Genomic DNA, 25,095 nt, shown 5'->3' on the forward strand with positions numbered 1-25,095 from the left:
CTGCCGCACTAATCACTTAGTGCGACAGCCCCTTTTTCTTTCACTTTTACTATTATTAGCTTAAAAAGAGTATAGTTTATAGTGGCTCAGTTGTCAAGACAAAAATCTAAGATTTTTATAATGAACTAATATTGTGGATAAGTTACAAGGGAACACGGGGAGGATAGTGTAACTCTCCCCTGAACCATTTATGCTAAGCTACATATGTCAGCAGCATTGCTGGATAGTAGCATTCAGCCGGTGTCTGATAGTCAAGTGCGGAATGACGCCGCTCAAAGTTGTAAGTATGAATATACTGTCCGATGGCAACTCTGGCTTCCTTGATATTATTATATTGTGTCAGATAGGCTTCCTCATACTTGAAGCTTCGAAACCAGCGCTCAATCATGATATTGTCCGCCCAGCGGCTTTTTCCATCCATGCTTTGGCGGATGCCGTTTTCTTTTACGAAATCAATGTATTGCTGACTGGTAAACTGACATCCCTGGTCAGAATTCAGTATCTGTGGTTTGGCTACCTTAAATGCTTTTTTCAAAGCATTGATGACCATTCTGGTATCAAGTGTATCATCAACTCCCCAGCCGACAATACAGCGGCTGTGCCAGTCGATAACAGCTGTCAGATATAAAAAGCCGCGTTTGATCGGAATATATGTAATATCAATAGACCATGCCTGATTTGGCTTGTCTATGACGGCATTTCTAAGGAGATAAGGACATACCTTAGCCTATTGCATCCGTTTGGAAAGATTCATCTTCGGATAGATTGGATAAATATCCATTTCATTCATGTAACGTCTGGTCTTACGTCGACCGACATGATAACCATGTGCTTTCAATTGTGCGGACATCTGTCTTGCACCCCATGCCGGGTTATCGGTATGAAGATGATCAATAATCTCTTTGCAGGCAAGTTCGACTTCTGATACAGGCGTCCCCTTGTAGTAAATGCTTGTACGGTTGATATCAAGCAGCTTTGCTCCGACAGAAACGGGTAATTCCTTAGTCGTCAAAAGGTTTTGGACTAAATTTACTCTCGTAGTCAGGTCCGCAAATTTCTTCAGATTTTTTTTGAGCCAGTCAACCTGCATGGTTAACTGACCAACCTTTTTGGCATACTCCGATTTTTCCTTGCGCTCTTCGGCAAGCTTTTCTTTAAGGTTTTCCTCACGCTTGTCATCAAACACAACGGACGCATTATCGAGGAACTCTTTCTTCCAATTTCGGAGCAGATTTGGCTGAATATTATTTTCAACTGCCAGGGTATTGAGTTCCTTCTCACCCTTTAACAGTTCGATAACAAGGTCTGATTTGAATTTTGCACTAAAATTTCTTCTTTGTCTGGACATTATTTTGAATCCTCTCTTTCATACTGATTGTAGTATATCAGATTCATTAAAATCTGTCCGAAAAAGTGTCTTAATTTATGAGACCATTATACTGTGATCGGCAGTGAGTTTTGTAATTTCCTTTCAACGCTCCTGACCTTTCGCCTGATCGATGCCTTTGACAAGGCAGGTCTTCTTGAGGATTACACCTACAGAAAGATCTTCTCCGTGCTAATCCGGGCGAAGAAAGCGCGTGTCGGAAGCGAAAACTGGCAGCTTGTACGGAGGAATCCTTCTCACCTGGAGATCCTCCAAAAGCTGGATCTCATTCCGAAGCCGGAAGAACCGCCGAAGAAGAAACCGGGCAGGCCCAGAGGAAGCAAGAATCGTCCGAAGACTGAAGCACCATCCGATCAGGTGGAGCAGCCGGTAAAGTGTAAACGCGGCAGACCGCCGGGCAGCAAAAACAAGCCGAAGTCAGCTCCGCCAGAGCCATCAATGTAACAATAGGTCACGGAAGAGAACATCCACCTGAGACTATGTCATTGTCGATATAGTCTCACCGGTTGGGAAACTACTACTTAATAGATCTTATAGAAGGTCAAATTGTAGGAGGAAATTACAGATGAAATCATTAGTAGCATACTTTTCGGCAAGCGGAGTGACAAAGAAACTGGCACAGAAGCTTGCTGCGGCAACAGGCGGCGATCTGTTTGAGATCAAACCGGTCGTTCCGTATACGAATGCGGATCTGGACTGGATGGATAAAAAGAGCCGCAGTACGATCGAGATGGAGGATAAATCCAGCCGCGTAGAGATCGCGGAGAAGGTCGAGGACATGGATCAGTACGACACGCTCTATGTCGGTTTCCCGATCTGGTGGTATGTGGCGCCGCACATTATTAACAGCTTTCTGGAGCAGTATGATCTGTCCGGCAAGACCATCCACCTCTTTGCAACGTCCGGTTCCAGCGGTATGGGTAATACCGTAAATGAGCTGAAGGCTTCAGCACCGGGTGCCATCTGGGGCAAGGCAGACAGATTGAAGGCTGCTGCCTCTCAGGATGAAGTGGACCGGTGGGTGAATCAGTAAAAAGCGCAGGGGCGGAAAGCACGAGAAATATATCATGGATCCTATAACGGGTGATTCTCTGCGGGAGCAGGTCTTCCGGTATGTCCGGGAGAAATATAAAAGCGAAATCGAATATCTCTGGGCAAGGTACCCGGACTATGCTGTCTTCCGGCATGAGGATAACCGGAAGTGGTATGGCATTATCATGAGCATTCCGCGTGACAGGCTTGGCCTTTCCGGTGACGGCCTCATCGACATTCTGGATGTTAAGCTGGATGATCCGTTGCTGAAGGATATTTTGCTGCAGCAGCCGGGGTATTACCCGGGATATCATATGAACAAGGGGAACTGGATTACGATCCTACTGGATGGAACCGTCCCTTTTGAAGAGATCTGCGGCTGGATCGATGTATGTTATCAGGTGACGGCGTCGAAAGAAAAGAAGCAGAAGCTGCGAAGTCCGAAGGAATGGATCATCCCGGTAAATCCAAAGTATTACGACATTGAGCATGCTTTTGACGATACCGACACAATAGACTGGAAGCAGGGCGCCGGCATCAGAAAGGGCGATACCGTTTACATGTATGTGGCAGCGCCGGTGTCCACGATCCTCTACAAATGCAAGGTCACGGAGACGGACATCCCGTACCGGTATGAAGACGGGAAACTGACGATCAAGGCACTCATGAAGATCAGACTCCAAAAGCGCTATCCGGGGGACAGGTTTACTTTTGAGAATCTGAAGAACGAGTATGGCATCTATGCAGTCAGAGGTCCGAGAGGCATACCGCACCGTTTAAGTGAAGCACTAAAGAACAGATGACATCGGAGGCAACACAATGAAGATTTTGATCACGCATTTCAACGCAGATCTCGCGAAGGATTTGGCATGAAAGTCTGGTTTGTGAGGCACGGGGAAACCGCTAAAAACCGGGAGAAGCTTCTGCAGGGACGGAGCAATGCCCCGTTAAATAAAGCTGGGGAGGCACAGGCGGAAAAAGTCAGGGAATACTTCGTCTCTCAGGGCATCTATTTCGACATAGTGTTTTCCAGTCCTCTGATAAGGGCGGTACAGACGGCGCAGATCATTACAGGAGAGAACAAAGAGATTCAGACGGATGCGCGCTTACTGGAGATGGATTACGGACCGTATGAAGGCATAAGCCTTGAAAATCCGCCGCCAGAGATCATCCGTTTCTTCAGCGATTTCGTCCATAACCCGGCACCGGATGGGATGGAGAGCCTTGCGCAGGTGACGCGGCGGCTGGGAGATTTCCTGGAAGACATCAAAGAGGAGCCGGCAGAGAATATTCTGATCACGACCCATGCCATTGCTATGAAAGGTGCTCTGGAATATCTGACGCCGGGATCGAGTGGATCATACTGGTCGAAATACATCGGTACCTGCGCAGTGTACAGCGCGGATTATGACGGTCAGACATGGAGTGTTCCGGATGAAAAATTCACTCTCGTCCATGAACCCGGAGTCTGAACTGCTCAAAATTTATATGACTTGCCGCATATTTGTGGCAAGTCTTTTAATTTGCGAAAAATTTTTGTGAAAACGCTTGCAAACCGAACGAACGTTTGTTATGATTGCTTCACAGATTGAAAGCAAACTGCTCACGATAGAAATATTACACAGGAAGAGGTGACCTTCTATAAGACATAAAGACCCCGAACTGATGAGGCAGATCAATACATATATCGGCGAGTTCTACGTAGCAAACGACCGCACTCCGTCCACTACGGAGATTGCGAACCGCTTCGGAATCGCCCGAAGTACGGCACAGAACTACCTGGTTGCCATGAACAAGAAAGGCATCCTCTCCTATGAGGGTGGAAAGCTTTCCGTTGATCAGATGAGTAAGATCCGTCTGCAGCGCACGGAAGCGCCTCTGGTCGGCAGTGTTCCCTGCGGAGAACTCACCTATGAAGAAGAAAATGTCGAATGCGTCATGACGCTCCCGACAGAGATTTTCGGCACTGGCCCCTTCTATCTACTGCACGCCTCTGGCGATTCCATGGAGGATGAAGGCATTGAGGACGGTGATCTCGTTGTCGTAAAGTCTAACGCGGATCCGAAGTGCGGAGATCTGGTGATTGCTCTGGACAATGAGAACCGCAATACGCTGAAGAAATACGGCGGTATCAACAGCCGGAACCACAAGGTCATGCTGCTCTACTGCAATAAGGACACGTATGGCGACAAGGTGATTTACGTGGACAGCCTGACCTGCCAGGGCGTTGTCAGCCACGTGATCAAAAAGAAGTGACCGGCTGGAGTCCGGGGATACAGGGGGTGGAATGATGGAGAGAAATATAGTGTCAGCGCTGCACCGCTTTGAGCATCGGATGCTGCGATCTGCCTACATGGATGATCCGAACCGGTTCAATGAAAGGATGCTCACAAACGAAAAAGAGCTGTTCCTGACATACGATGAATTCTGTAATCACAACGGTGAATCCAATCCTTATCAGCCGAAGGACTTTTCTGTTTCGAGGATGTACGGCGAAAATGGAGCGGAAGCTTTAATGTTCACGTTCCCCAAACCGGAAGCGCCTACAGACTGCTACAGGATCTATACGTTCTTTGTTAAAAGTGAGAAAGTACCGGGTTTCTTTACAATTGAACATGTCAGAGGAAAAGGCCCGGATGAACCTTTTATCTGCAGATGGATGATGGGGCAAAACGGCTGGACACATATTGGCGGTATCGAGCCGGAGGGCGATGAATTCACAACCTGTGCCAGATTTTATCAGTCCTTTGATTTCGAAGAGTTCATGAAAATGGTGGAAGCTGCGAAGTCCACTGCAAAGAAGATGACTCCTGCCGAAATGAAGGAATTGTTTGCGGCACAGGGTGGGTGCCTGACATAAAAATGGAGGAATGGATGATGTATAGATATAGTGTGGTGTGCCCTCATTGCAGCACCTGGAATGACAACTTGGATCTGGATGAGACCGACGGCTATTACGAGTGTGAGTCATGCGGGAAGGTAAACCGCATGTATCCGTATAATCCGGATACGCTCCCGATGCTGATCTCGGAGAATGCACGGGAGATGTTTAAGGACTGGCCGACGCTCGCGGACGTCCTGAAGGAGAAGAAGGCGGTCTGATATGGATAAACTCTTTGTGAATGTCAGCTGCGAACACCGCGCTGACGGCACTCTCCGCCCGCAGAAGGTGATCCTTCCGGACGGGAGGGCCTGGGATATCCGCAGGACACTGCATGTCGCAGAGCCTGTGGAAGATGAATTTGAAGGAATTCGCTACACGGTATTGATCGGTAGTGCGGAAAAATATATCTATCGGATGGGCACACAGTGGTATGTTCATCCGGTCCATACGGAGGTGGACACCAGTTGAACTACATTTCAAATCGTGAGCTGGACGAACTGGGCGCCGGCCTTGTAAGGCGCTATCTGGAACGGTCCGGCATGCAGGGCGCTGAGAAATGCATCGATATCGAAGGCCTTGCGAATTCTCTTGGACTTACCGTTGTCTATGAACAGTTTGCCGAGCGGGATCAGGATAAGATCGGATTCCTCGCAGACGGCACCACATCCCTGATGATCAGGAAGAATAAGAAGATCGTCTCATTTCTTTTCCCTTTGGGGACGATCGTCGTGGATTCCTTTCTGCTCCAGGACAGAGAAAGCGGCAGATGCAGGTTTACTATCGCGCATGAGATCGCGCACTATGTGATCAATCAGCACAGACCTGCCCCGCAGTTTCACAGAGTGTTCGATGCTGAAAAGAATTATTCCACGGCATCGCTGCACGAGCATTTCAATTTGATCGAAAGCCAGGCGGACCGGCTGGCGGCGGCGATCCTGATGCCGCCTTTTACCATAGATCGGGTGCTGAAGGATTTTCATAAAGGACAGCACATTGTAGTCTACGGAGACAATGTGTTTGCCGGCCGGGAACAAAAGGTAATCAGCCGCATGGCATCGCAGATCGGTGTGTCTTACACTGCCCTGCTGATCCGGCTCAGGCAGTTTGACCTTCTGGAGCACCACCCCATCGAGGAGTATCTGGATAAGATGATTCCGGGAGGCGCGTTATGAGGTACGCGCGGCCAAATGACCGCAGGACGGGAAGCGGCAGCATTCCTCCGGAGGTTCTGTATCATCTGGAGCTTTCCAGACAGAAGGCTGAAAGCACAAAGACCAGAGAGATGCACTGCCCGATGTGCGGATATCTGGTCCAGATCATCCCGGTAACCCAGACGGAGATCGTCTTTGTAAAATGCCACAAGTGCAAGTTTACCGGCGCACTGGATCCGGCATATTTCCGCCGGGTGAAGAGGTTGTCTGCTTATAACGAGCAGCTGAGGAAATACGCCAGCCGTAAGATCCGGTAACAGTCGGAATAAACAATAACACCAAACAACTGAATATTACCAACACGACTTTTAATCGAGCAAGCGGAGCAGGCTCCCGGTAACTGCCGGGACTGAAAAACTACCAGGCACCGTACGAAGCCGAATCCTTTCAAGGGGCAACTATACCCTTTGTGGATTCGATTCGACGGTGCCTTTTTCGTTTGCTTATTTTTGGAAAATGCCTGTTCTCTTCGTACGGCGAGGGAGTCCTCACTCCGTCATGCGGAAAGGACAGAACATGTATTTTAATCAGGCGGAATTTGGACAGAGAGTAAAAGCACTTCGCAAGGAAAACGGATATACGCTCCAGCAGATGGCGGATGAGCTGAATATCAGCTACGAGCACTACAAGAAGATCGAGAACGGCAGCCACGGCTGTTCAATCGGCCTTCTTCTGGATATCAGCAGCTTCTTTGATGCCAGCACGGATTACCTGCTGACTGGCAGATCCTTTGAGACGCTGCACCTTCAAAAGCAGATTTCCTCCGCCCAGGACATCCTCGAAGGCATCATGAAGAGCCTGAAATGAGTAAGGGGTCGTATAAAGGCCTGTTTTCAGGGAAAACGGGTCGTGCTGCATCCCTGTGGAAACGTCCATTTTTCCATAGAATTCTACTCGTAACAACAAAGTTGTTACGAACTGAGAAATCAGATGCACCATGACAACTGAATAGTGCACATTCAATCAGGTACGAATGTGTGATATGGAGCTGCATCAGCGGTATCTGCCACGACGGCCGAATGGCCCGAGCGGAATGCCGGCCTGTAAGTCCGGAGTTGCTCTCCGAGCCCGGCAAAGAAGTATCACACCATAATGAGACTTCCGTAATTCGCGGCCCGGCCACAATGAAGGCGGGGTGGGGTAACGCCCAATGAGCGCTGCTTAGCAGGCAGACACCTGACTGACTTCCCGGCAGAATATTCATTCTCGCCATCTCGGGGGTGTCTGGGACAAATACGAGAACACCATAACAAAGAGATTACAGCGGGCCCGCAAAGCTCATGCTTCTGCGGCCCCTTTACATAGGTTTTTAAACCTGATCAACCATAAGGAGGGACATAGACGATGGATTTGAAAATCGATCCGGAGTTTGCCGAAAAGATCCCGCCGCTGACAAAGGAAGAATATGAGCAGCTGGAAGCCAACATCCTTTCGGAAGGCGCTGTGCTGAATCCTATCATTGTCTGGAACGGCGTCATCGTCGACGGCCATAACCGCTACAGGATCATTCAGGCGCATCCGGAGATCAGCTATACAACACACCGGAAAGAGTTTTCCGATCGGTATGAAGCGATTGCCTGGATCTGCAGGAATCAGCTGGGGCGGCGGAATCTGACTGAGGCTCAAAAAAAATATCTGGTCGGAAAACAGTATGCAGCAGAAAAGGCCACTATACGAAATCGCCTTGGAGTCAACCAATACACCGATGAGGTTAGTGGACAAAATGTCCACAAACCTCCTGCGGAAAAAACCAGTGAGAGGATTGCCAAAGAGATAGGGAAAAATGAGCGCTACGTTCGCCGCTCCGAAGAATTCGCCAGAGGTCTGGATGCCGCAGAGGCTGCTTTTCCGGGTATCAAACATGAAATATTCTCCGGGACAATAAAGCCTGCGGAAAAGTCGGTAGCAGCCATTGCCCGCGCTTCGCCGGAAGAACGGACGCAACTGGCAGAGGCACTTCGTAAACCGAGACCGTCTCCCGGAAGGAAAAAGACTGAGCCATTGATATCGACAGGCCCGCCGTCTCCAACGGACAATGAAGAGGAACCGAAATCCGAAAGGCCTACCTCCGCGCTCGCCATCTCGGAGAGCATGGCCAGCACGCCGGAAAGGAAAAATCGGGACACACCAGTCGAAACCATTATCGCAGAACTCTCAGACGCCCTGGAAGGCATGATCTTCCGCTGGGACTTCTGCCTGAACGTAAACCAGCCGAACGCGTCGCTGGAGGAATGCCGGACACAGATCCGGTCCCTGGCCGCCAAAGGCATAGATTATCTGCAGCACATCAAGGAGGATAAATAAACGATGGAACACATGAAGAATGAAAACACCATAAAGCCCTACGTAAAGCCCTATAAGGAAATGATGATCGACAGCGACCAGCTGGAGGTCCCCCGCAGCACCTACCAACGCCGACAGGAACCGGAGCAGATTACAAAGATCTCCCGCAACTTTGATGAAAGAGTCGCCAATGAGCCAAAGGTCAGCTATCGCGACGGCCGCTACTTCGTCTTCGACGGCCAGCACACCATCGCGGCCCGGGTACACCGGAACGGCGGCAATCCGCTCCCGATTCTCTGCAAGGTGTATTTCAACATGACCGAACAGGAGGAGGCACTCCTCTTTGCACAGCAGACTGGGTTTTCGCGGATGCTTGGCGCCGGATCCGAGCTCCGGGCAAGAGCCTTCGGTGAAGATCAGGTGGTTTTGAAGTTCATCGCGGCAACGGAAGAAGCCGGCGCCATTCTGGACATGAGCCAGAAACGCGGAAAAAACCGCCTCGCCTGTGTCTCGACGGCATTTAAAGAATTCTCCCGGCTCGGTCCGGAGAAATACAAGGAGGCGATCGGCATCCTGCTGGAAGCCTGGAACGGGGATCCGGACGCGCTCCGCTCCGAAACCGTCACCGCCATGTGTTCCTTTGTTGACCTCTACTGGGAGGAATACGACCGGAAGCGTCTGGTTCGCCGGTGCCGCCAGAAGGACCCGCTTACCATCTACCGTGAAGGCAGGGCGATGGGCGATGCCATGAGCGGCTACAAAAAATATATGTTCCAGGTATTCAAGATTTATAACGGCGCGAGCGTCAAAACAGCGCTTCCGCTGAAGTTTTGAAGGAGGGAACGCCATATGATGATTCATAACGACAGTAAGGCATCCCGCCGGGATCCGTCTTCCGTAAAGAACTGGATCTACCGGCGCGGGGATATCTACCTCGCCGACCTGGATCCCGTTGTCGGGTCGGAGCAGGGCGGCACCCGTCCGGTCCTGGTCCTCCAGAACGATATTGGAAACTTCTTCAGCCCGACCATGATCATTGCGCCGGTCACAACCCAGCTGAAAAGACTGGATCTCCCCGTGCATGTTCTGCTTCGGGGTGTAAAAGGGCTGACAGCTGACTCCATGGCGGAAATCGAGCAATCCAATCGGATCGACAAGTCGAGGATCCGCAGATACCTTGGAAAAGTCAATAAGGAGCAGATGAAAGAAATAGATGCAGCCTTGTGCATCGAGTTTGGCGTGGATCGTGTCCCGGAATGCGTAGAGGCCCCATAAGGAAAGGAAGGATAAAGACTCATGATGGAAACTTGTGAAACATATGATATCCCGGAAGCGGCAGGCACTTCGTTTCCGGACGGCGCGGTGCCGGAGGCTCCGGAAAAGCGCTGCTATACCGTAGAAGACCTCCAGAATATATTGATGTGCGGCAGAACAACGGTTTATGACCTGCTGAAAACGAATCAGTTCCGTTATTTCAAACTCGGACGCACCGGATACAGGATCTCCAGAAAAAGCTTCGACGACTGGCTGGACAAACAGTGATCCGCAAACTTCCGTTTTGTCAAGGATGTCCCTCCCAGACATTAAACGAGGTGACATCCTAAAAATATCAGCGCAGAGCCGCTATGATTCAGCCAGGCCGAGAGGTCTGGCTGAAAACTTACATAAAGAAAGGAAGACGACACATGGAGACGAAAAAAAAGAAGACCATGTCCGTCCGGGAAATGGGGCGGCTCCTGGGGCTTAAGAAAGTGGAATCCTACTGGCTGGTCCATAAGGAATACTTCCGGACGGTCGAGGTGAATGGCATGCTGCGCGTAGACACAGAGAGCTTTGAAGAGTGGTACGCTTCGCAGATCCGCTATCACAAGGTTACGGGAGAGCCGCCGGGTGAAAAGCTCCGGCAGGAATCGTATTCTGCCAGAGATATTGCGGAACTCCTCTCGATTACAGAAGATACCGCCTACGACATCATCCGGCGTTACCAGCTTCCGACAGAGCTTGTTTATCACTGGAAGCGTGTGCCAAAGGCAGCCTTTGACGCATGGTATGCTTCCCAGTCCAAATACAGGACAGTGGAAGACCGAGAGAAAGACAAAGAGTTGGAGATCAACTCCATGACCATGCCGGAGATGGCACGGCTGCTGGATGTTCCCCGAAGCTGCATCTATGAGATCCTCCGAAGCGAGCGCGGCAGGCGCACCCTGCAGGTATTTGAGCTTGCCGGGAAGAAACGGATCCTCAACCGGAGTTTTGAGATCTGGTACGCAGGACAGACGGAATACTTAAAGCCGGAGGACAGGAAAGAACATCCCGAAGCGCGCAATGTTCATTACGCGGACTGCCTGACCGGCAGGATCAATAAAAAGAAGCACATGCCACCCAGGGAATGCAGCTCCAATCCGGAGTATCTTTCCGTGGACGAAGCCGCCTGTCTGGCTGCCTGTCCCCGGGACCGCATCCTCAAATGGATCCGGAAGAACAAATTTCCGGTGATTCGTTCCGGAAAACACCTGATCCGGATACCGAGGATGGATTTTGAAAACTTTCTTTTGACTGTGCTGAAAACGGAGGATTAAACGATGGCATCGATCAGGAAGCGAAATAATAAATACTGCGTCGTATACCGCTATGTCGACGCGGATGGCGTGAAAAAACAGAAATGGGAATCCTATAAGACTCTGACGGAAGCAAAGACCCGCCAGAAAGAGGTTGAATATAAAGAACGGATCGGAACCTTCGTGATCCCGCAGTGCAAGACATTGAACGAGCTCCTGACGGAGTATATCAACCTTTACGGGAAAAATACCTGGGCGTTGTCTACATACAGCAGCAACCTCTCCACGATCGATAACTATATCCGGCCGCTGATCGGAGACATGAAGCTGAAGGACATTACACCGAGAGTGCTGGAGAAGTACTATCAGCAGATCCTGAAAACAAAGGCCGTTCCCAACGTGATGACCGGCAAAGCAAGAAATGAATTCTGCGGCACATCCACTGTCCGTGAGGTCCACAAGATCCTCCGGAACTGCTTCAATCAGGCACTCAAATGGGAGATCCTTGAGAAGAATCCGGCGATGCTGGCGACCGTTCCGAAGCATAAGCAGGAGGAACGGGTCATCTGGACAGCTGAGGACCTTTTTCATGCGCTGGAGGTATGCGAGGATGAACAGTTAAAGCTCTGCATCAATCTGGCCTTCTCCTGCTCCCTCCGGATCGGTGAACTGCTTGGCCTTACCTGGGACTGCGTGGATGTCTCTGAAGAGTCCATGGCATCCGGATATGCCAGCATTACCATCAATAAGGAAATGCAGCGGGTCCGGAAGGATGCCTTAAACGCGCTGGAGCAGAAGGATGTCATCCGCATCTTCCCCTCACAGAATAAGCGGACGGTGACAGTCATGGTTCTGAAGGCTCCGAAGACACAGAGCAGTGTCCGCAAGGTTTTCCTTCCGCATACAGTGGCGCAGATGCTGGTGGACTTTAAACGGGAACAGGATCTGGCAAGGGACGCCCTTGGCGATGAATACGCGGATTACAATCTGGTGATCTGCAACTCCTGCGGAACCCCGCGGGAGTCTTCCGTTATCCAGGATCGCTTTACCAGGCTGATCGAAGCGAATGATCTTCCGAAGGTGGTCTTCCACAGCCTCCGGCACTCCAGCATCACCTACAAGCTGAAGCTGAACGGCGGCGATGTAAAGGCAGTTCAGGGAGACTCCGGTCACGCACAGACCTCTATGGTCACCGAGGTCTACTCGCATATCCTTGATGATGACCGGAGGAACAACGCCCGGCTGTTTGAGGAAAACTTCTATGGCGGCAAAGGCCGCACGCCGGAACCGACGGTGCCTGCAGGCCAGTCCTTAACGCCGGACAGCACGGGGGCTCCTGCGGCCGATATGGCAACGCTCTTAAAGCTCCTTTCCAATCCGGAGACGGCGGCCATGCTGAAGACGCTGAGCAGCATGTTGAATCCTTCAAACGGGTAATGCTCACAATGGGGTCCATGTTTCGGCTGTTAGCAAAATCCGGCCTTCCCGTGAGCACGTTCTGCTAACAGCTGTGAGCAGAAGGACAGTCATAACTCCGGAAACTTCGAGGAACTTCCGAGATCTGGAGCGAATTACACAGGCATTTTCATCCGAAGCCCGTCTGTGAGCAGACCTTCCGCCCCGGTTAGCAGAAAATGTGTTTTTTGGGGCTGTGAGCAAAACACAGGAAACTGTGAGCAGAAACGCGAGTTCTGCTAACAGCTGTGAGCAGACAAAAGAAAAAGCCCCTCGTAAGAAGGGCTTCCTGCTAACAAAAGCGGAATGCTGTTTTGCTAACAGCCAAAGGCCATTTGCTCACAGAATTCCGCGAATAATCCCGTCTCTGATGTGATTCGAACACACGACCTTCCGCTTAGGAGGCGGACGCTCTATCCAGCTGAGCTACAGAGACATATTCAGTTTTTGGCTTATTTACTGGGTTTTCAGGCCCTCCGGTAAGCCGACCGGATCCGGGATCTCTGCTCACAGCTGCTCACTGCGGCAGGCGGTAGAAAATGCAACCGTGCGCCTTCGGGGGCTGCACCTCAAAATGCTTTTTGGTGAAATCCCCTCCGGCATCGAACCTTGCTCCGTTTTATCCCTAACAATCTGTGCCCAGGGCCTCCGCATCCTTAGGAGGCGGTCGCTCTATCCAGCTGAGCTACGCGGACAAATCTGAAATCAGCTTGTATAGCTTAACATATCGGCGCCGGGAAATCAATATATGATTCCAATGCCAAAAAATTCCCATAAATCCCAGTTAATTGCTCTTCGAAGTTCCACCTGGAAATCTGAAGGGTGGAAGTTTAATTCTTATTCAGCAGCCAGTCTGCCAGGTTGTATATCTTAATACCCTCATAATCGTAGGTCTCATGACGGGTATTCGCCAGGATCAGCTTCGGGTAAGCATCCTTAATTTTCAAAAGCGGATCGTACTCGCGCTCAAAGGTCTCCGGTCTGGATATCTCATCACTGACTTGAATATATATTTTCTCGTCACCACGCACAGCTACAAAGTCAACTTCCTTCTGGTAAAGTTTTCCGATATAGACCTCATATCCGCGCCTCATCAGCTCGATGCAGACGATATTCTCATACATCCGTCCGTAATCCAGATTCCTTCTGCTCAGCCTCGCAAAGCGGACCCCCGTATCGCTGAGATAATACTTTACGGAAGTCTTCAGATATTTCTTTCCCCGGATATCATATCGACGGACACCATAAAACACATAGGCATCGCAGAGATATTTGATGTAGTTGCCGACGGTCTTATGATTTGTGGTGACCACATTGGCAGACAGCGTATCGCTGATGTTATTGGGAGAGGTCAGGTTGGAAACATTATCCATCATGAACTCCGCCAGATGCTCCAGTGTCGTAGTATCCGGTAAATGATATTTTGTTACCAGATCACGATTTATGATCGTATCGTAGACATCCCGGATATAGTTTGTCCGGTCCCGGTCAGTACGGTATTCATAAGAGCCCGCCAGGCCGCCCTTAATCACATACTCATCAAAAAGCTTTGCGGTATTTTTCTCATCTGCATAGTATCGGCAGAACTCGGAAAAGCTGAACGGGAAGACATGAATCTCGATATATCTTCCCGTAAATAGCGTGGTCAGATCGGAACTGAGCAGGAAAGCATTTGATCCCGTGATATAGAGATCATATTTACGTGAGGTATGCAGGCTGTTGACAGCCAACTCAAACCCCTCACAAAGCTGCACCTCATCCACGAAAACATAATTCTTTTTGTCGGAAACATAATGGCTTTCGATATAGTCATAGAGCCTATGGTATTCCTTCAAGCTCTCATACTTCAGGTCAAAGAAATCCACAAAAATGATATTGGCATCCGCTTGTGTTTCCGTGATTCTCCGGATATAGGCCTTCATCAGCTCTGACTTGCCGCTTCGCCTGACACCGGTGATAATTTTGATATCCGGTGTCCCCATGAGATCAAGGAGACGCTGCATATATTCAGGTCTGTCAATATAATTCATATGCTTCCACTTCCGAAATTGAAATATATTTAAAGTTTCGCACCTATTCCGATAACTTAGCCCAAAAGAAGGCTTTTGTCAATGGAAAGCTATGCATCGGACAGCATTTCGGCTTCCCGACCAGAGCTTACAGCTCCGATCCGCCCTTTGATTTGCCCCCTGCCGGCTTCTTTTTTTGTGCCTACCGTTACGAGTTCTATCGCTATGACCAGCCGGACATACTTTTCGAGGCGTTTTCCGCGTATCGACCAGTCGGTCTCTTCAAAGGTGAAGTGCTCATAAAAGTGCTTAAAACCAAGGATTTCTACGAGTTCTGTTTTTGCAGCGGCACTATCGTCTCTATGTGTAGAGGAAGGCAGAATACGTCATCCCGCCTTCCTAGAAGCTGGCATGTCCGCCGATCAGCTTATAGGCATTTTTGATCTGATCTTTTCCGGTCATAATAATCTCACAGCGTCAGATCAATCAGTCGATTTCCAAAATGAGCTGAAGCACGTTTTCGCGGTCCAGCTCGGCATCGCTTAGATCAATGGCATAGCTGTAGGCGCCCTTTGTCCAGCTCGCGGCAAAAATCCTCGGCCCATCTCCCCGGAGACGGATCTTTACTCCGTCCTGCTCGACCTCCTCGTCCAGCGTATAGGAATTATAGTCGCCGCTGAGATCTCCTTCTCCCAGGCCCTTCCGGACGCGGAGTCCCTCCTCTCCCGCATCATTTTGATAGAGGACCTGGATCATCTCCCCTTCCATTACGGAAATGCTCTGTCTCTCATAATTTCCAACTTTCTCCGCCGTCTTTAGAGAAAAGCCGGCCAGCTCCTCCGCCTCCTCGAGACTTCCCACCTCGATAAACGGGTTCGGAAGCCGCATGCTCTCATCGCCCGCGGCTTCCTTGTTCTCCCCGGCCATATTTCCCTCCGTCGCTTCCTTCCTCTCTCCGGAGGATACTCCTCCGCTCTTCCTCGCATCCAAAGCTCCCTGCTTCACTCTCTGGAAGCCTCGGATTCCAAAAAAGGCGAGAAGACAGGCCGCAGCGACAGCGACTCCTCCGTAAACTCTCCGGCTCCTATGGATTCGGCTCCTGTCTTCCGGAAGCTTCTCCCCGGATATCCTGTCTTTTCTTTCCTCTTTTCCTTTTTCCTCTTCTCCCTTTTCCTGCTTTCCTTCCTCATCGCCCTCCCGCAGGAGGCTTTCCGGCAGGGCCTCCTCGATATAGCGATCCTCGACTTCGCCGATCTCCTTCAGAAATTTCTCTGCCTTCATAGGAAAAAGCCCTCCTCCATCAAATGCTTCTTCAGTCTTCCGCGGGCCCGCAAAAGACTCATCTTTACCCCGCTCTCTGTCAGAGCATACTCTCCGGCGAGCTCCTTTATAGATCTGAGATACCAGTATCTCCCGACAAAAAGCTTTCGGCTTTCCTCCTTTTCCGACTTCAGAAAGCGGTTCAGACAGGCCGTAAGACTGAGTCTTTCCGGGAGCTCGTCCGGGTTTCCGATAGAGGAAGCAAGATCGGAAATCTCTTCCAGCACCACCGTGATTTCGCCGCCGCCCCTCTTTCCCGCTCTGGCCTTCTCCCAGCGATTGAGGGCGAGATTTCTTGTGATTTTCCCGAGAAAGCTCCGGAGTACGGAGGGGCGGTGCGGAGGGATGCTGTTCCAGCATCGAAGCCAGGTGTCATTCACACATTCTTCGGAGTCCTCCCGGCTGAAGAGGATATTTCTCGCGATGGCATGGCAATAGCTCCCGTATTTCCCGGCACTTTCCGAGATCGCGCTCTCCTCCCTCTGCCAGTATAGATTTACAATCTGTTCGTCTGTCATTTGAACTCCTTTCACCGGAATACACCGGACGAAGGCGATGGGCGTCACAAAGCCCCGAAAATATCAGCATGCTGCAGGGATAGGAAGCGGAAGTGAAGCGTTTATTTCCCCTCGGAATGAAGAGCGCAGGAAGGGCGCTGCGGGAAGGCTGGACTTTTCACGGAAGAATCATTAGAATAGTTCCGATTATATTCGATGGATTCCCGATCGATTCGATATCAAAAAAGATTCCTCTTTCGGCCGGACTGTCTTTTCCGGGGAGCCTCCCGCTCCGATTTCTCGGCTGCGCTGTCGAAGGCCCCGGAGTTTCGCTGTGAAATACCGAAGGAGAGCTTATGACGGAGGATACATGAGTCAGAACTTCCCACTGTTTCTCGCCGCTGTTCCGCTGCTTTTTTCGGCTATGCTCTTTTCCTTCCGGATGATCCGGGAGCCCAGGAGCCTGTGGAGCGGTGCTTTCTTTCTCTTCTTTTTGATGAGTCTCGGCTTTTTTCTCTCCCTGCTCATCTTTCGTTTTTCCCCGCAGATTCAGAATCGGCCCCTGATTCTGATTCCGCTCGTACTGATCCTTGGCATCCTCTCCGTCTTCATCCTCCTCTTTCCCTTCCTCCTGATCCTCGTCTTCTTTGTCCAGGGGATCCGAATCCTGCGAAGGGAGGGCCTCCGTCCGAGGAACCTTCTCTCCCTCCTCTTCTCCCTCCTCCTGATCGTCTACATCTTCCTTTGGCCCCTGAATGGATACCTGCTCCCTTCCTTTCAAAAGCATGCCCTGCTCCGCAGCATCGGGAATGCATGCTTTGGGACTCTCAGCTTTAGCGCGGCCTATCTTCTCTTTTTAATGGCGATGTACTGTCTCTCCGCTCTCCTGAATCTTTTCCATCCGAGGAAACGCCGGGACCTGGACTATATCGTCGTCCTCGGCGCCGGAATCCGCGGAGAAGCCGTGACTCCGCTTCTTGCCTCCCGGATCGAACGCGGTATCCGTCTCCTCTATGAAAACCCGCGCGCTCTCCTCATCCTGTCCGGCGGGCAGGGAGAGGGGGAGGACATTCCGGAGGGGGAGGCAATGAGACGCTATGCTCTCTCCCAGGGTGTCGATCCCGGGCGGATCCTAACGGAGGAGAAGTCCCTGAATACCAGGCAGAATCTCCTCTTCTCCCGCGCACTCATGGAGGGAGAGAAGCCGAAAATCGCGGTCGTCACGACCTCTTATCATGTCTTCCGCGCGCTGCTCCTCGCAAGGAAATGTCATATCCCCTGTAAGGGCTACGGCGCGAGGACCAAGTGGTACTTCACACTGAACGCTCTGATCCGGGAGTTTCTCGCTTATCTAAGCCTGAGCAGGAAGCTGCACCGAAAGCTGATCCTGGCTGCTCTTTTCCTCAATATCCTGGTTAATGCCGCGATATATTTCTTCCGAAGTCCGCTTTTTCTGGAGTTTGTCAGGAGTCTTCGCGCCTGAAGCACCAAGTCATGATAAAAATCCCGCATTTTCGGAGCGCAGTCCCTATGCATCCCCGGAGGCAGGAAGGCGAAGCTTCTCCATCGGTCTCTATCACTTCTTTTCCTTCTCCCCTCGGAGCTCCTGCATAATGCTCCTTGTGATAAAGAAGGAAATGACAGCGGAGAGGAGGTCACTCAGAGGCTGTGAGATGAGGATGCCGAGGAGACCAAAAAGCGGAGGCAGGAGAAGAAGGAAGGGGAGAAGACAGATTCCCTGCCGAAGAAGCGCGATAACGGTCGCGCGCGCATTATAGCCGGTCGTCTGCGAGAACATGTTCGCCATCGTGATCTGCGCCGCAAGCGGGGTGGAGAGCGCCATCAGCCTGAGCCCCAGGCTCCCGATCCGTATCACCTCCGCATCCTCTCTCCGGAAAGCCGAGAGGATGGGCCGCGCAAAGAGAAAGGCCGCAGCGCTGAATATAAGGAGAATGCAAAAGCAGACCTTAAGGCTGAAATCATAGGCGTCTTCCACTCTGCGATAATTCTTCGCGCCGTAGTTAAAGCCGCAGACCGGCTGAAATCCCTGGCCGAAGCCGATAATAGCGGAATTCATAAAGACGACGATCCGCATGACGATCGCGATCGCCGCAATCGCCGCATCTCCGTATGGCTTCGCCGAAAAGTTGAGGACGATCGTAGATACTCCCGCGATACCCTGCCTCGCGAGGCTGGGGATGCCGAAGCGAAGAATCGTCCGGTAGCGCGAAAGGCTCGGTTTAAAATTCTTAAGGCGGATCGAAATGCAGACCGGCATGAAATTGCACTGTCCGCTCAGGATGAGGAAGGCGATGAACTGGCTGAGCGCCGTCGCGATCGCCGCTCCGGAGATCCCAAGATGAAAGCGGTAGATAAAAAGCGGATCTAAAAGCATGTTCAGAATGCCTCCGCTTGAGATCCCGATCATGGAATAGAAGGCATTTCCCTGAAAGCGAAGCATATTGTTCATTCCGAGGGAGCACATGAGAAAGGGGGTCCCGATGAGGATGTAGCGCGCATAGGCCATCGCATAGGGAGCGATCGTCTCCGTGGAACCGAGCAGGAAGACGAGCGGGCGAAGAAAGAGGAGCCCAAGGACACAGAGCGCTCCCCCGGTCAGAAGCTCCGTGAAGTATCCGATCGCCGTATACCTCTCGGCCTCCTCCTCGTCCTTCCTCCCCAGACGGCGGGAGATCTCATTGCCGCAGCCCATGCCGATCATAAAGGCGATGGACTGGACGATGGCCTGCATGGAAAAGATGATTCCCACTGCGGCGGAGGCCGAGGTGTCGATCCGGGAGACGAAAAAGGTATCCGCCATATTATAGACCGCAGTGATCAGCATGGAAATAATGGAGGGCACGGCGAGGCGCGGAATCAGCGTCGAAAGCGGCTCCTCCATCATCTGCCGATACCTCGCCTCCTGGCTGTCCACCGCTTCCCTCATTGCTCTGCCCTCCCTCCGGCTCCCCCCGGGAAAACGCAGCGGCCTGATTCCTCAGGCCGCTGCCGCTGTCAAACTATCCGATATCTTCTATGCGTCAGACCTCGAAAATCCGTTCTTCATCAGGCAGCTGACCTCATAGAGAACCTTTCCGAGGACGTCCGTGGTCTTTTCCTTCGTCATCCCCGCGATTTTTTCATTCGCCTCCTCCAAAAGCTTCACGGCCGCCTCTCCGGAGAGCCCCTCTGCGCGGAGCTTTTCATCGTATTCCCGGAGAACACGATAGCCCGCCACAGCCACTGCGGACTGATAGCGCTCGATATGAGAGCTGCAGTGGTTAAACTGCGAGTCTGCGAGCGCTCCGATCAGGCGGTTCGCCCAGTAGAAATTCTCCGTCGTCACCTCTCCCGCCGTATTGGAAAAGTACTCCGGCGCCCGGTCCACATTGGCATAGAGCGGCACGAAAGCATTAAACACATTGGAGCCGAAGGCGATCCATTCGATCGCCTGAATCTCCCGGGGAAGGTCCGGGCGAAGCTGCGTAAGACTCAGGAAGCTGTTTCTGTTGATGCCGATCGGACGGAATTTCCCCCGTTCCGAGGCATCTCCGTATCTTCCGTAGCAGTCATAGGGCGTGCCCTGGAAGTGGGAGGAAAGCAGATATTTGACGTCCTCTACCGTGAGCTTTTTCTCCGGCACCATGGACCAGGGGATGTCATCGGAATCCGGCCGGTAGTCCGCGTCCTCTCCATCCCATACAAAGCTGTTCGGGTTTAAATAGCGCTCTATGAACCAGGCCCTCGGCGTATTATAGACGTGATCCGCATCGGAATGGCTTCCGAAGGCATCCCGGGGGTTAAATCCCTCCTCAAAGGAAAGCTTCAGATGATTTTCCCGGATGAATTCCCGAAGATCCGAAGAGCAGAGATGGTTCTTCTTCTCTCCGAACGCATCCTCCAGATCAAAGCTGTCGATGCCGAGCTGATTGGGCATCACCACATAGGCCTCATCCGGCACCCTCTTTGCGATCCAGTGATGTCCCCCGATCGTCTCAAGCCACCAGATCTCATGGACATCGGAAAAGGCGATCCCGTTCATCTCATAGGTTCCGTACTGCTCGAGGAGCTTCCCGAGGCGGAGCACCCCCTCCCGGGCGCTGTGAATGTAGGGAAGGGTAATGTAGACCATGTCCTCTTCCCCGATCCCGCCGATCTTCTCCGGCCGATCCACGCCGGCGGGAACATACTCCACCAGCGGGTCCGCGGAGAGCACGCGCTCATTGCTCGTGATCGTCTCCGTCGCCGTCATGGAGACATTTTCAGAATTCACCCCCGCGGCAGCCCAGATCCCATCCTTCAAAAGGCCGTTTGGCATCGCCGTATAGCGAAGAGGGCGCTCCGGAAGCTCAATTTCCACATGGGACAAAACAGAGCGGTAGTGCCTTTCCTGCTCATGCGGCTCTATCACGGTAAACCTTTTCGCCGTGAAAACCCCGGAGCCGGAATCATCATTTCTCGCAATCATCGTCGAGCCGTCATAGCTCGCTCTTCTGCCGACAAGGATCGTCGTACAAGCCATCCTTCTGCCTCCTTATCTATCGCTTCCCAAAGGGAAGAATCATCACAATGGCCTTATTATAGCACGTTCCCGCCGGACTTTGCCAAATAATTCCAAAGCCTTAAGGCCCGGTCCCCGGACAGCTATACTAAAATACCAACTCATACGGGCCGAATAAGAATGAAATTCTAAACGTATCTTTTCGATTTATTCCCTCCGAAGATAGTCCGCAATGCGCTTGATCTCCGATACGACTCGGTCGGCATCCTCCCGGCTCAGCCTTTCATCCAAGCTAAGGCGGAGACTTCCGTAGGCGTCCTCCCGGCTTGCGCCAAGAGCGAGGATCACATGGCTTGGATCCAGGGAACCGCTCGCGCAGGCCGATCCCGCGCTCGCCGCAATTCCCCTTTGGTCCAGGAGAAGGAGAAGAGGCTCTGCCTCCACTCCCCGGATGCAGACATTGACATTGTTCGGAAGGCGCTCTTCGGGATCCCCATTCAGACAGCAGTCCGGGATCTCCGTCGTGAGTCTTCGGATGAGATAGTCCCGCATCCTCCGCTCCTTCTCTCCCCTCTCCCTCATCGTCCGAAAGGCCCTCTCCGCGGCAGCCGCAAATCCCGCAATGGCAGCCACATTCTCCGTTCCCGCCCTCCTTCCGCGTTCCTGCTCTCCGCCGTGAAGATAAGGGGGAAGCTTCACGCCGCGCCTCATATAGAGAAGCCCGACTCCCTTCGGACCGCGGATCTTGTGGGCGCTCGCGGAGAGAAGATCGATGCGGGATTTTCCGAGCGGGAGGGGAAGCTGCCCGAAGGCCTGGACCGCATCCGTATGAAAGAGAATCCCCTTCTCCCCCGCGATTTCCGCGATCTCAGAGATCGGCTCGATCGTCCCGATCTCATTGTTTGCGCTCATGATGCTGATAAGCCCGGTCTCATCCCGTATGGCTTCCAAAACGGCAGCCGGGTCCACCCTCCCCCGCTCATCGACATCCAGATAGCTGACGGAAAAACCCCGCTTTTCGAGATAGGCACAGCTTCGAAGAACGGCGTGATGCTCGATCTTCGAGCTGATGATATGGCTCTTCCCCGTGGATTCGATCCCGGAGATCAGCGCCCAGTTGTCGGACTCCGTGCCGCCTCCCGTAAAATAAAGCTCCATCGGACTCACGCCCATAAGCTCCGAGAGCTTCCTCCGGCTCTCCTCCACAGCCCTTTTCGCCCTCTGCGCAAAAAGATAGATCGAGGAGGGATTCCCGTAGTCCTCCTCCAGATAGGGGCGCATCGCCTCCCGGGCCTCCTCACAGAGCTCCGTAGTCGCCGCATTGTCGAGATAGATCATCCTGCCGCCTCCTTCCACAGGCTCCGTATCCTCCGGCCGCCTGCTCCGGGCAGAGGATTCCCTCCTGTCTGGGAATCGACCGCACAAGCTTCCGTATTCTCCATCATTCTCCATCGGAATGCGGAGAATCCTCCGAAAAGAAAAAGCTGCCGCTCTTTCCGCCCCTTTTCTCAAGAAGGTGGATATTCTCGATGACCATTCGCTTGTCGAGCGCCTTACACATATCATAGATCGTGAGAAGCGCGATGCTGACGCCGCTCAGCGCCTCCATCTCCACCCCGGTCTTTCCCTCGCATCGCACCGTGCAGAGCGCGAGGATGCTGCAGCTCTCGGGCTTTAACTGAAAGCAGAGCTTCGCCTCCGTGAGATTCAGAAGGTGGCACATCGGAATGAGCTCGGAGCAGCGTTTGCAGCCCATGATCCCCGCGACCTGTGAGACAGTGAGCACATCCCCCTTTTTGAGCTTTTTCCCCTCGATGGCATCGAAGACCTCCCGGGAGACTCGGATCGTCCCCTCTGCGACAGCGCTTCGCTCCGTCGGGGACTTCCCGGATACATCGACCATGCGGGCATTGCCCCGACTGTCAAAGTGTGTAAGCTCCCTCTCTTCCTTATCCATCCTCATCCATCCTCCCGCATAGCTAATTACAAAATCCTGCCTCCACTCCCGTGCGGACACGTCGTGGAGGCAGTGCTCTCCTGCTGGAAGTATTATAGCTCAAAATCTCGGAAAGCCCCAGGAAAAAAACGGATCAGCGGAGAAACAGGATCTTCTCCTCCGCGAGCTTAAGGAAGCGGGGGATCCCCCTTTCATCAAACTCCTTCCACCTTTCCCTCTGGAGAAAGCAGCTTAAAAGCACATCCGGAGAGGCGCCCTCCCCCAGAGGGCGGAAATAATAGTTTCTCTCAAAGGGAAGCTCCGCAATATTCTTAAGCCCGACGGGGATCGCGTTTTCGATGCCGCATCCCCCTCCCTCCTGCTCCGGGTCCTCCTCCCAGACGGGGAGAAAGTCGTGCGCCCGATAGCCGATAAAGCGGATATCCTCCGGGATCTCCCGCTCGGTACAAATCATAATCCCCCAGTCCAAAGCCCGGACCGCGTGCTCTCCGCAGCGCTCCGCCCGGGAGAAATTCTTGCACCCCGTGAGCCGGGCCGTGACCTTTCTCCCCGGAGCCTTGAAGAGCTCGCGGGTCCCGCCGTGCTCCTCGATCCTCCCGTTTTCCACGATCAAAAGCTCTGAGCTGAAGCGGTAGATTTCGTCCCGGGAATGAGATACGAGGATCACCATGCCATCGTAATCGGCGAGCTGCTCCGTGAGCTCCGCCTGCATCTGGTCCTTTAAGTAGACATCGAGGGCGGAGAAAGGCTCATCCAAAAGGATCAGCTCCGGCCGGTAGGCCATGATGCGGGCAAGCGCCACCCTCTGCTGCTGCCCTCCGGAGAGCTCCGCCGGATAACGCCGGGAAAGTCCGCTAAGGCGAAAGCGGGAGAGCATTTCGGAGACCCTTTCCTCCCTCTCCGCCCGGCTGCCCCGGACCGCGCAGGCAATGTTTCCCGCGACCGTCATCGTCGGAAAAAGGGCATAGTTTTGGAAAAGATAACCCACATTCCGATCCTGGGGGCGGAGATCGATCCCCGCCGCTCCGTCGTAGAAGGTCCTCTCGTTATAGCATATCCTGCCCTCGTCCGGCCGCAGTATCCCCGCGAGCATCCGAAGGCACATGCTCTTTCCGGAGCCGGAGGCGCCGAGGATGCCGAGCCGCCCGGATCGGGCCGTGAATTCCATATCCAGAGAAAATCCGGGGAATTTCCTCCCTGCCTTTACCGAGAGCTCCACTGTTCCTCCCCCTCCTCATCCTCCCCGCTTCGCTTTTTCCCAAGGGACGGAAGCGGAGACCTTCTCTCCTCCATAAGCCTTCCGCTCCCCCTCCTTCTTCCGCTTCTCTCCGCGATCCGGTTCAGAAGGAAAATCGAGAGAAAGGCAATCAGAAGCACGATCCCCACCCAAAGCCCCGCGCTCTCATAATCCTGATCCTGGATCACCATCGCGATCCTCTGGGAGATCGTGGCCGTCTTTCCGGGGATGTTCCCCGCGAGCATACTAGTCGCCCCGTACTCTCCGAGTGCCCTCGCGAAGGTCAGAACCGTGCCGGATGCGATGCCCGGCCCCGCCGCGGGGAGGAGGACCTTCCAGAAGATCAGCCGGTCCGGCATCCCGAGCGTCTGCGCCGCATAGAGCAGATTTTCATCGATCAGCTCGAAGGCGGCCCTGGCGTTTCGATACATGAGGGGAAAGGAAATGACGGTCGCCGCGATGATGCAGCCGAGCCAGGACTGCACGACCTTGATGCCGAACTGATCGTAGAGAAAAATCCCCAGAGGCCGGCGGCGGCTGAAGAGAAGGAGCAGGAAAAAGCCCGCCACAGTCGGAGGGAGTACCATGGGGAGGGTCAGAAGCCCATCCAGAAAAGACCTCCTTCCCCCCGGCATCCTCATGACCTTCCGCGCCGTATAGATGCCGAGAAAGAAGGAGAGGATCGTCGCGGCGATCCCTGTCTTTAGAGAAATCCAGAGCGGGCTCCAGTCCAGTGATTTTAGAAATTCCAGCATCTCTTCTCC

28 protein-coding genes, 1 tRNA gene and 1 pseudogene are annotated in these 25,095 nt (G+C 52.7%); 18 read left to right on the plus strand and 12 right to left on the minus strand.

The window, feature by feature from the left end; all coding sequences use genetic code 11:
* Positions 1 to 193: 193 nt before the first annotated feature.
* Positions 194 to 703, minus strand: a pseudogene (locus tag HMPREF1986_RS13535) (IS3 family transposase); the annotation flags it as partial.
* 24 nt (positions 704 to 727) lie between these two features.
* Complete coding sequence (locus tag HMPREF1986_RS13540) at positions 728 to 1,348, minus strand: IS3 family transposase (protein ID WP_021774058.1); 621 nt, start codon at positions 1,346 to 1,348, stop codon at positions 728 to 730.
* A gap of 93 nt (positions 1,349 to 1,441) precedes the next feature.
* On the opposite strand from HMPREF1986_RS13540, the gene HMPREF1986_RS06700 reads away from it, so the two are divergent.
* The 17 genes from HMPREF1986_RS06700 to HMPREF1986_RS06775 all read left to right on the plus strand — a co-directional run bounded on the left by HMPREF1986_RS06700 (position 1,442) and on the right by HMPREF1986_RS06775 (position 12,792).
* Positions 1,442 to 1,831 carry a hypothetical protein gene (locus HMPREF1986_RS06700; RefSeq protein ID WP_021774060.1) on the plus strand — a complete coding sequence of 130 codons (390 nt, stop codon included), beginning with the start codon at positions 1,442 to 1,444 and terminating at the stop codon, positions 1,829 to 1,831.
* A gap of 121 nt (positions 1,832 to 1,952) precedes the next feature.
* On the plus strand, positions 1,953 to 2,420 hold the full coding sequence (locus HMPREF1986_RS06705) for a flavodoxin (RefSeq protein ID WP_021774061.1): 468 nt from the start codon (positions 1,953 to 1,955) through the stop codon (positions 2,418 to 2,420).
* A gap of 34 nt (positions 2,421 to 2,454) precedes the next feature.
* Entirely contained in the window at positions 2,455 to 3,222 is a 768-nt protein-coding gene (locus tag HMPREF1986_RS06710; RefSeq protein WP_021774062.1) for an MmcQ/YjbR family DNA-binding protein, read from the plus strand.
* A 66-nt stretch (positions 3,223 to 3,288) separates the two neighbouring features.
* A complete protein-coding gene (locus HMPREF1986_RS06715; RefSeq protein WP_021774063.1) occupies positions 3,289 to 3,891 on the plus strand; it encodes a histidine phosphatase family protein in 603 nt (200 codons plus the stop codon).
* Between the two features lie 193 nt (positions 3,892 to 4,084).
* Entirely contained in the window at positions 4,085 to 4,675 is a 591-nt protein-coding gene (locus HMPREF1986_RS06720) for a LexA family protein (protein WP_021774064.1), read from the plus strand.
* A gap of 31 nt (positions 4,676 to 4,706) precedes the next feature.
* A complete protein-coding gene (locus HMPREF1986_RS06725; RefSeq protein ID WP_021774065.1) occupies positions 4,707 to 5,279 on the plus strand; it encodes a hypothetical protein in 573 nt (190 codons plus the stop codon).
* 14 nt (positions 5,280 to 5,293) lie between these two features.
* Positions 5,294 to 5,521, plus strand: coding sequence for a hypothetical protein (locus HMPREF1986_RS13155; RefSeq protein WP_155978785.1), 228 nt, complete (start codon positions 5,294 to 5,296; stop codon positions 5,519 to 5,521).
* 1 nt (position 5,522) lies between these two features.
* On the plus strand, positions 5,523 to 5,771 hold the full coding sequence (locus HMPREF1986_RS06730) for a hypothetical protein (RefSeq protein ID WP_021774067.1): 249 nt from the start codon (positions 5,523 to 5,525) through the stop codon (positions 5,769 to 5,771).
* The gene (locus HMPREF1986_RS06735; RefSeq protein WP_021774068.1) at positions 5,768 to 6,475 is read left to right on the plus strand and encodes an ImmA/IrrE family metallo-endopeptidase; all 708 of its coding nucleotides are present in this window, start codon (positions 5,768 to 5,770) and stop codon (positions 6,473 to 6,475) included. Before HMPREF1986_RS06730 ends, HMPREF1986_RS06735 begins: the two co-directional genes overlap by 4 nt.
* Positions 6,472 to 6,771 (plus strand): hypothetical protein, encoded by a 300-nt coding sequence (locus HMPREF1986_RS13545; protein WP_021774069.1) that lies wholly within the window; start codon positions 6,472 to 6,474, stop codon positions 6,769 to 6,771. The genes HMPREF1986_RS06735 and HMPREF1986_RS13545 overlap by 4 nt, the downstream gene beginning before the upstream one ends.
* Before the next feature lie 241 nt (positions 6,772 to 7,012).
* Positions 7,013 to 7,321: a helix-turn-helix domain-containing protein gene (locus HMPREF1986_RS06745; RefSeq protein ID WP_021774070.1), complete on the plus strand. Its 309-nt coding sequence runs from the start codon at positions 7,013 to 7,015 to the stop codon at positions 7,319 to 7,321.
* A 537-nt stretch (positions 7,322 to 7,858) separates the two neighbouring features.
* On the plus strand, positions 7,859 to 8,818 hold the full coding sequence (locus tag HMPREF1986_RS06750; RefSeq protein WP_021774071.1) for a hypothetical protein: 960 nt from the start codon (positions 7,859 to 7,861) through the stop codon (positions 8,816 to 8,818).
* A 3-nt stretch (positions 8,819 to 8,821) separates the two neighbouring features.
* Entirely contained in the window at positions 8,822 to 9,631 is an 810-nt protein-coding gene (locus HMPREF1986_RS06755; protein ID WP_021774072.1) for a DUF6551 family protein, read from the plus strand.
* A gap of 15 nt (positions 9,632 to 9,646) precedes the next feature.
* Positions 9,647 to 10,072 carry a type II toxin-antitoxin system PemK/MazF family toxin gene (locus tag HMPREF1986_RS06760; protein WP_021774073.1) on the plus strand — a complete coding sequence of 142 codons (426 nt, stop codon included), beginning with the start codon at positions 9,647 to 9,649 and terminating at the stop codon, positions 10,070 to 10,072.
* A gap of 21 nt (positions 10,073 to 10,093) precedes the next feature.
* Positions 10,094 to 10,339 (plus strand): helix-turn-helix domain-containing protein, encoded by a 246-nt coding sequence (locus tag HMPREF1986_RS13550; protein WP_021774074.1) that lies wholly within the window; start codon positions 10,094 to 10,096, stop codon positions 10,337 to 10,339.
* 143 nt (positions 10,340 to 10,482) lie between these two features.
* Positions 10,483 to 11,376 carry a helix-turn-helix domain-containing protein gene (locus HMPREF1986_RS06770; RefSeq protein WP_051273892.1) on the plus strand — a complete coding sequence of 298 codons (894 nt, stop codon included), beginning with the start codon at positions 10,483 to 10,485 and terminating at the stop codon, positions 11,374 to 11,376.
* Positions 11,377 to 11,379: 3 nt separating this feature from the next.
* Positions 11,380 to 12,792 carry a site-specific integrase gene (locus tag HMPREF1986_RS06775; RefSeq protein ID WP_021774076.1) on the plus strand — a complete coding sequence of 471 codons (1,413 nt, stop codon included), beginning with the start codon at positions 11,380 to 11,382 and terminating at the stop codon, positions 12,790 to 12,792.
* Between the two features lie 380 nt (positions 12,793 to 13,172).
* Here HMPREF1986_RS06775 and HMPREF1986_RS06780 read toward each other — a convergent pair.
* The 4 genes from HMPREF1986_RS06780 to HMPREF1986_RS06795 form a co-directional block, all read right to left on the minus strand.
* Positions 13,173 to 13,246: transfer RNA gene (locus tag HMPREF1986_RS06780), tRNA-Arg, on the minus strand.
* A gap of 394 nt (positions 13,247 to 13,640) precedes the next feature.
* A complete protein-coding gene (locus tag HMPREF1986_RS06785) occupies positions 13,641 to 14,840 on the minus strand; it encodes an ATP-binding protein (protein WP_021774077.1) in 1,200 nt (399 codons plus the stop codon).
* 465 nt (positions 14,841 to 15,305) lie between these two features.
* Positions 15,306 to 16,100, minus strand: a complete 795-nt coding sequence (locus HMPREF1986_RS12610; RefSeq protein ID WP_021774078.1) for a hypothetical protein — start codon at positions 16,098 to 16,100, stop codon at positions 15,306 to 15,308.
* Positions 16,097 to 16,657 carry an RNA polymerase sigma factor gene (locus tag HMPREF1986_RS06795; protein ID WP_021774079.1) on the minus strand — a complete coding sequence of 187 codons (561 nt, stop codon included), beginning with the start codon at positions 16,655 to 16,657 and terminating at the stop codon, positions 16,097 to 16,099. The genes HMPREF1986_RS12610 and HMPREF1986_RS06795 overlap by 4 nt, the downstream gene beginning before the upstream one ends.
* Before the next feature lie 349 nt (positions 16,658 to 17,006).
* On the opposite strand from HMPREF1986_RS06795, the gene HMPREF1986_RS06805 reads away from it, so the two are divergent.
* Entirely contained in the window at positions 17,007 to 18,119 is a 1,113-nt protein-coding gene (locus HMPREF1986_RS06805; protein WP_021774082.1) for a YdcF family protein, read from the plus strand.
* A gap of 93 nt (positions 18,120 to 18,212) precedes the next feature.
* Here the strand turns inward: HMPREF1986_RS06805 and HMPREF1986_RS06810 are convergent, their stop codons facing one another.
* From HMPREF1986_RS06810 to modB, 6 genes are all read right to left on the minus strand, one after another.
* Positions 18,213 to 19,583 (minus strand): MATE family efflux transporter, encoded by a 1,371-nt coding sequence (locus tag HMPREF1986_RS06810; RefSeq protein WP_021774083.1) that lies wholly within the window; start codon positions 19,581 to 19,583, stop codon positions 18,213 to 18,215.
* 87 nt (positions 19,584 to 19,670) lie between these two features.
* A complete protein-coding gene (locus HMPREF1986_RS06815; protein WP_021774084.1) occupies positions 19,671 to 21,158 on the minus strand; it encodes a C69 family dipeptidase in 1,488 nt (495 codons plus the stop codon).
* 186 nt (positions 21,159 to 21,344) lie between these two features.
* Complete coding sequence (locus HMPREF1986_RS06820; RefSeq protein WP_036599688.1) at positions 21,345 to 22,475, minus strand: cysteine desulfurase family protein; 1,131 nt, start codon at positions 22,473 to 22,475, stop codon at positions 21,345 to 21,347.
* 103 nt (positions 22,476 to 22,578) lie between these two features.
* A complete protein-coding gene (moaC, locus tag HMPREF1986_RS06825) occupies positions 22,579 to 23,100 on the minus strand; it encodes a cyclic pyranopterin monophosphate synthase MoaC (protein ID WP_021774086.1) in 522 nt (173 codons plus the stop codon).
* A 127-nt stretch (positions 23,101 to 23,227) separates the two neighbouring features.
* Complete coding sequence (locus HMPREF1986_RS06830) at positions 23,228 to 24,313, minus strand: sulfate/molybdate ABC transporter ATP-binding protein (RefSeq protein ID WP_021774087.1); 1,086 nt, start codon at positions 24,311 to 24,313, stop codon at positions 23,228 to 23,230.
* Positions 24,298 to 25,086 (minus strand): molybdate ABC transporter permease subunit, encoded by a 789-nt coding sequence (modB, locus tag HMPREF1986_RS06835; protein WP_021774088.1) that lies wholly within the window; start codon positions 25,084 to 25,086, stop codon positions 24,298 to 24,300. The genes HMPREF1986_RS06830 and modB overlap by 16 nt, the downstream gene beginning before the upstream one ends.
* Between the last annotated feature and the right edge of the window lie 9 nt (positions 25,087 to 25,095).

This window comes from Oribacterium sp. oral taxon 078 str. F0263, assembly GCF_000469565.1.
GTDB lineage: Bacteria > Bacillota > Clostridia > Lachnospirales > Lachnospiraceae > Oribacterium.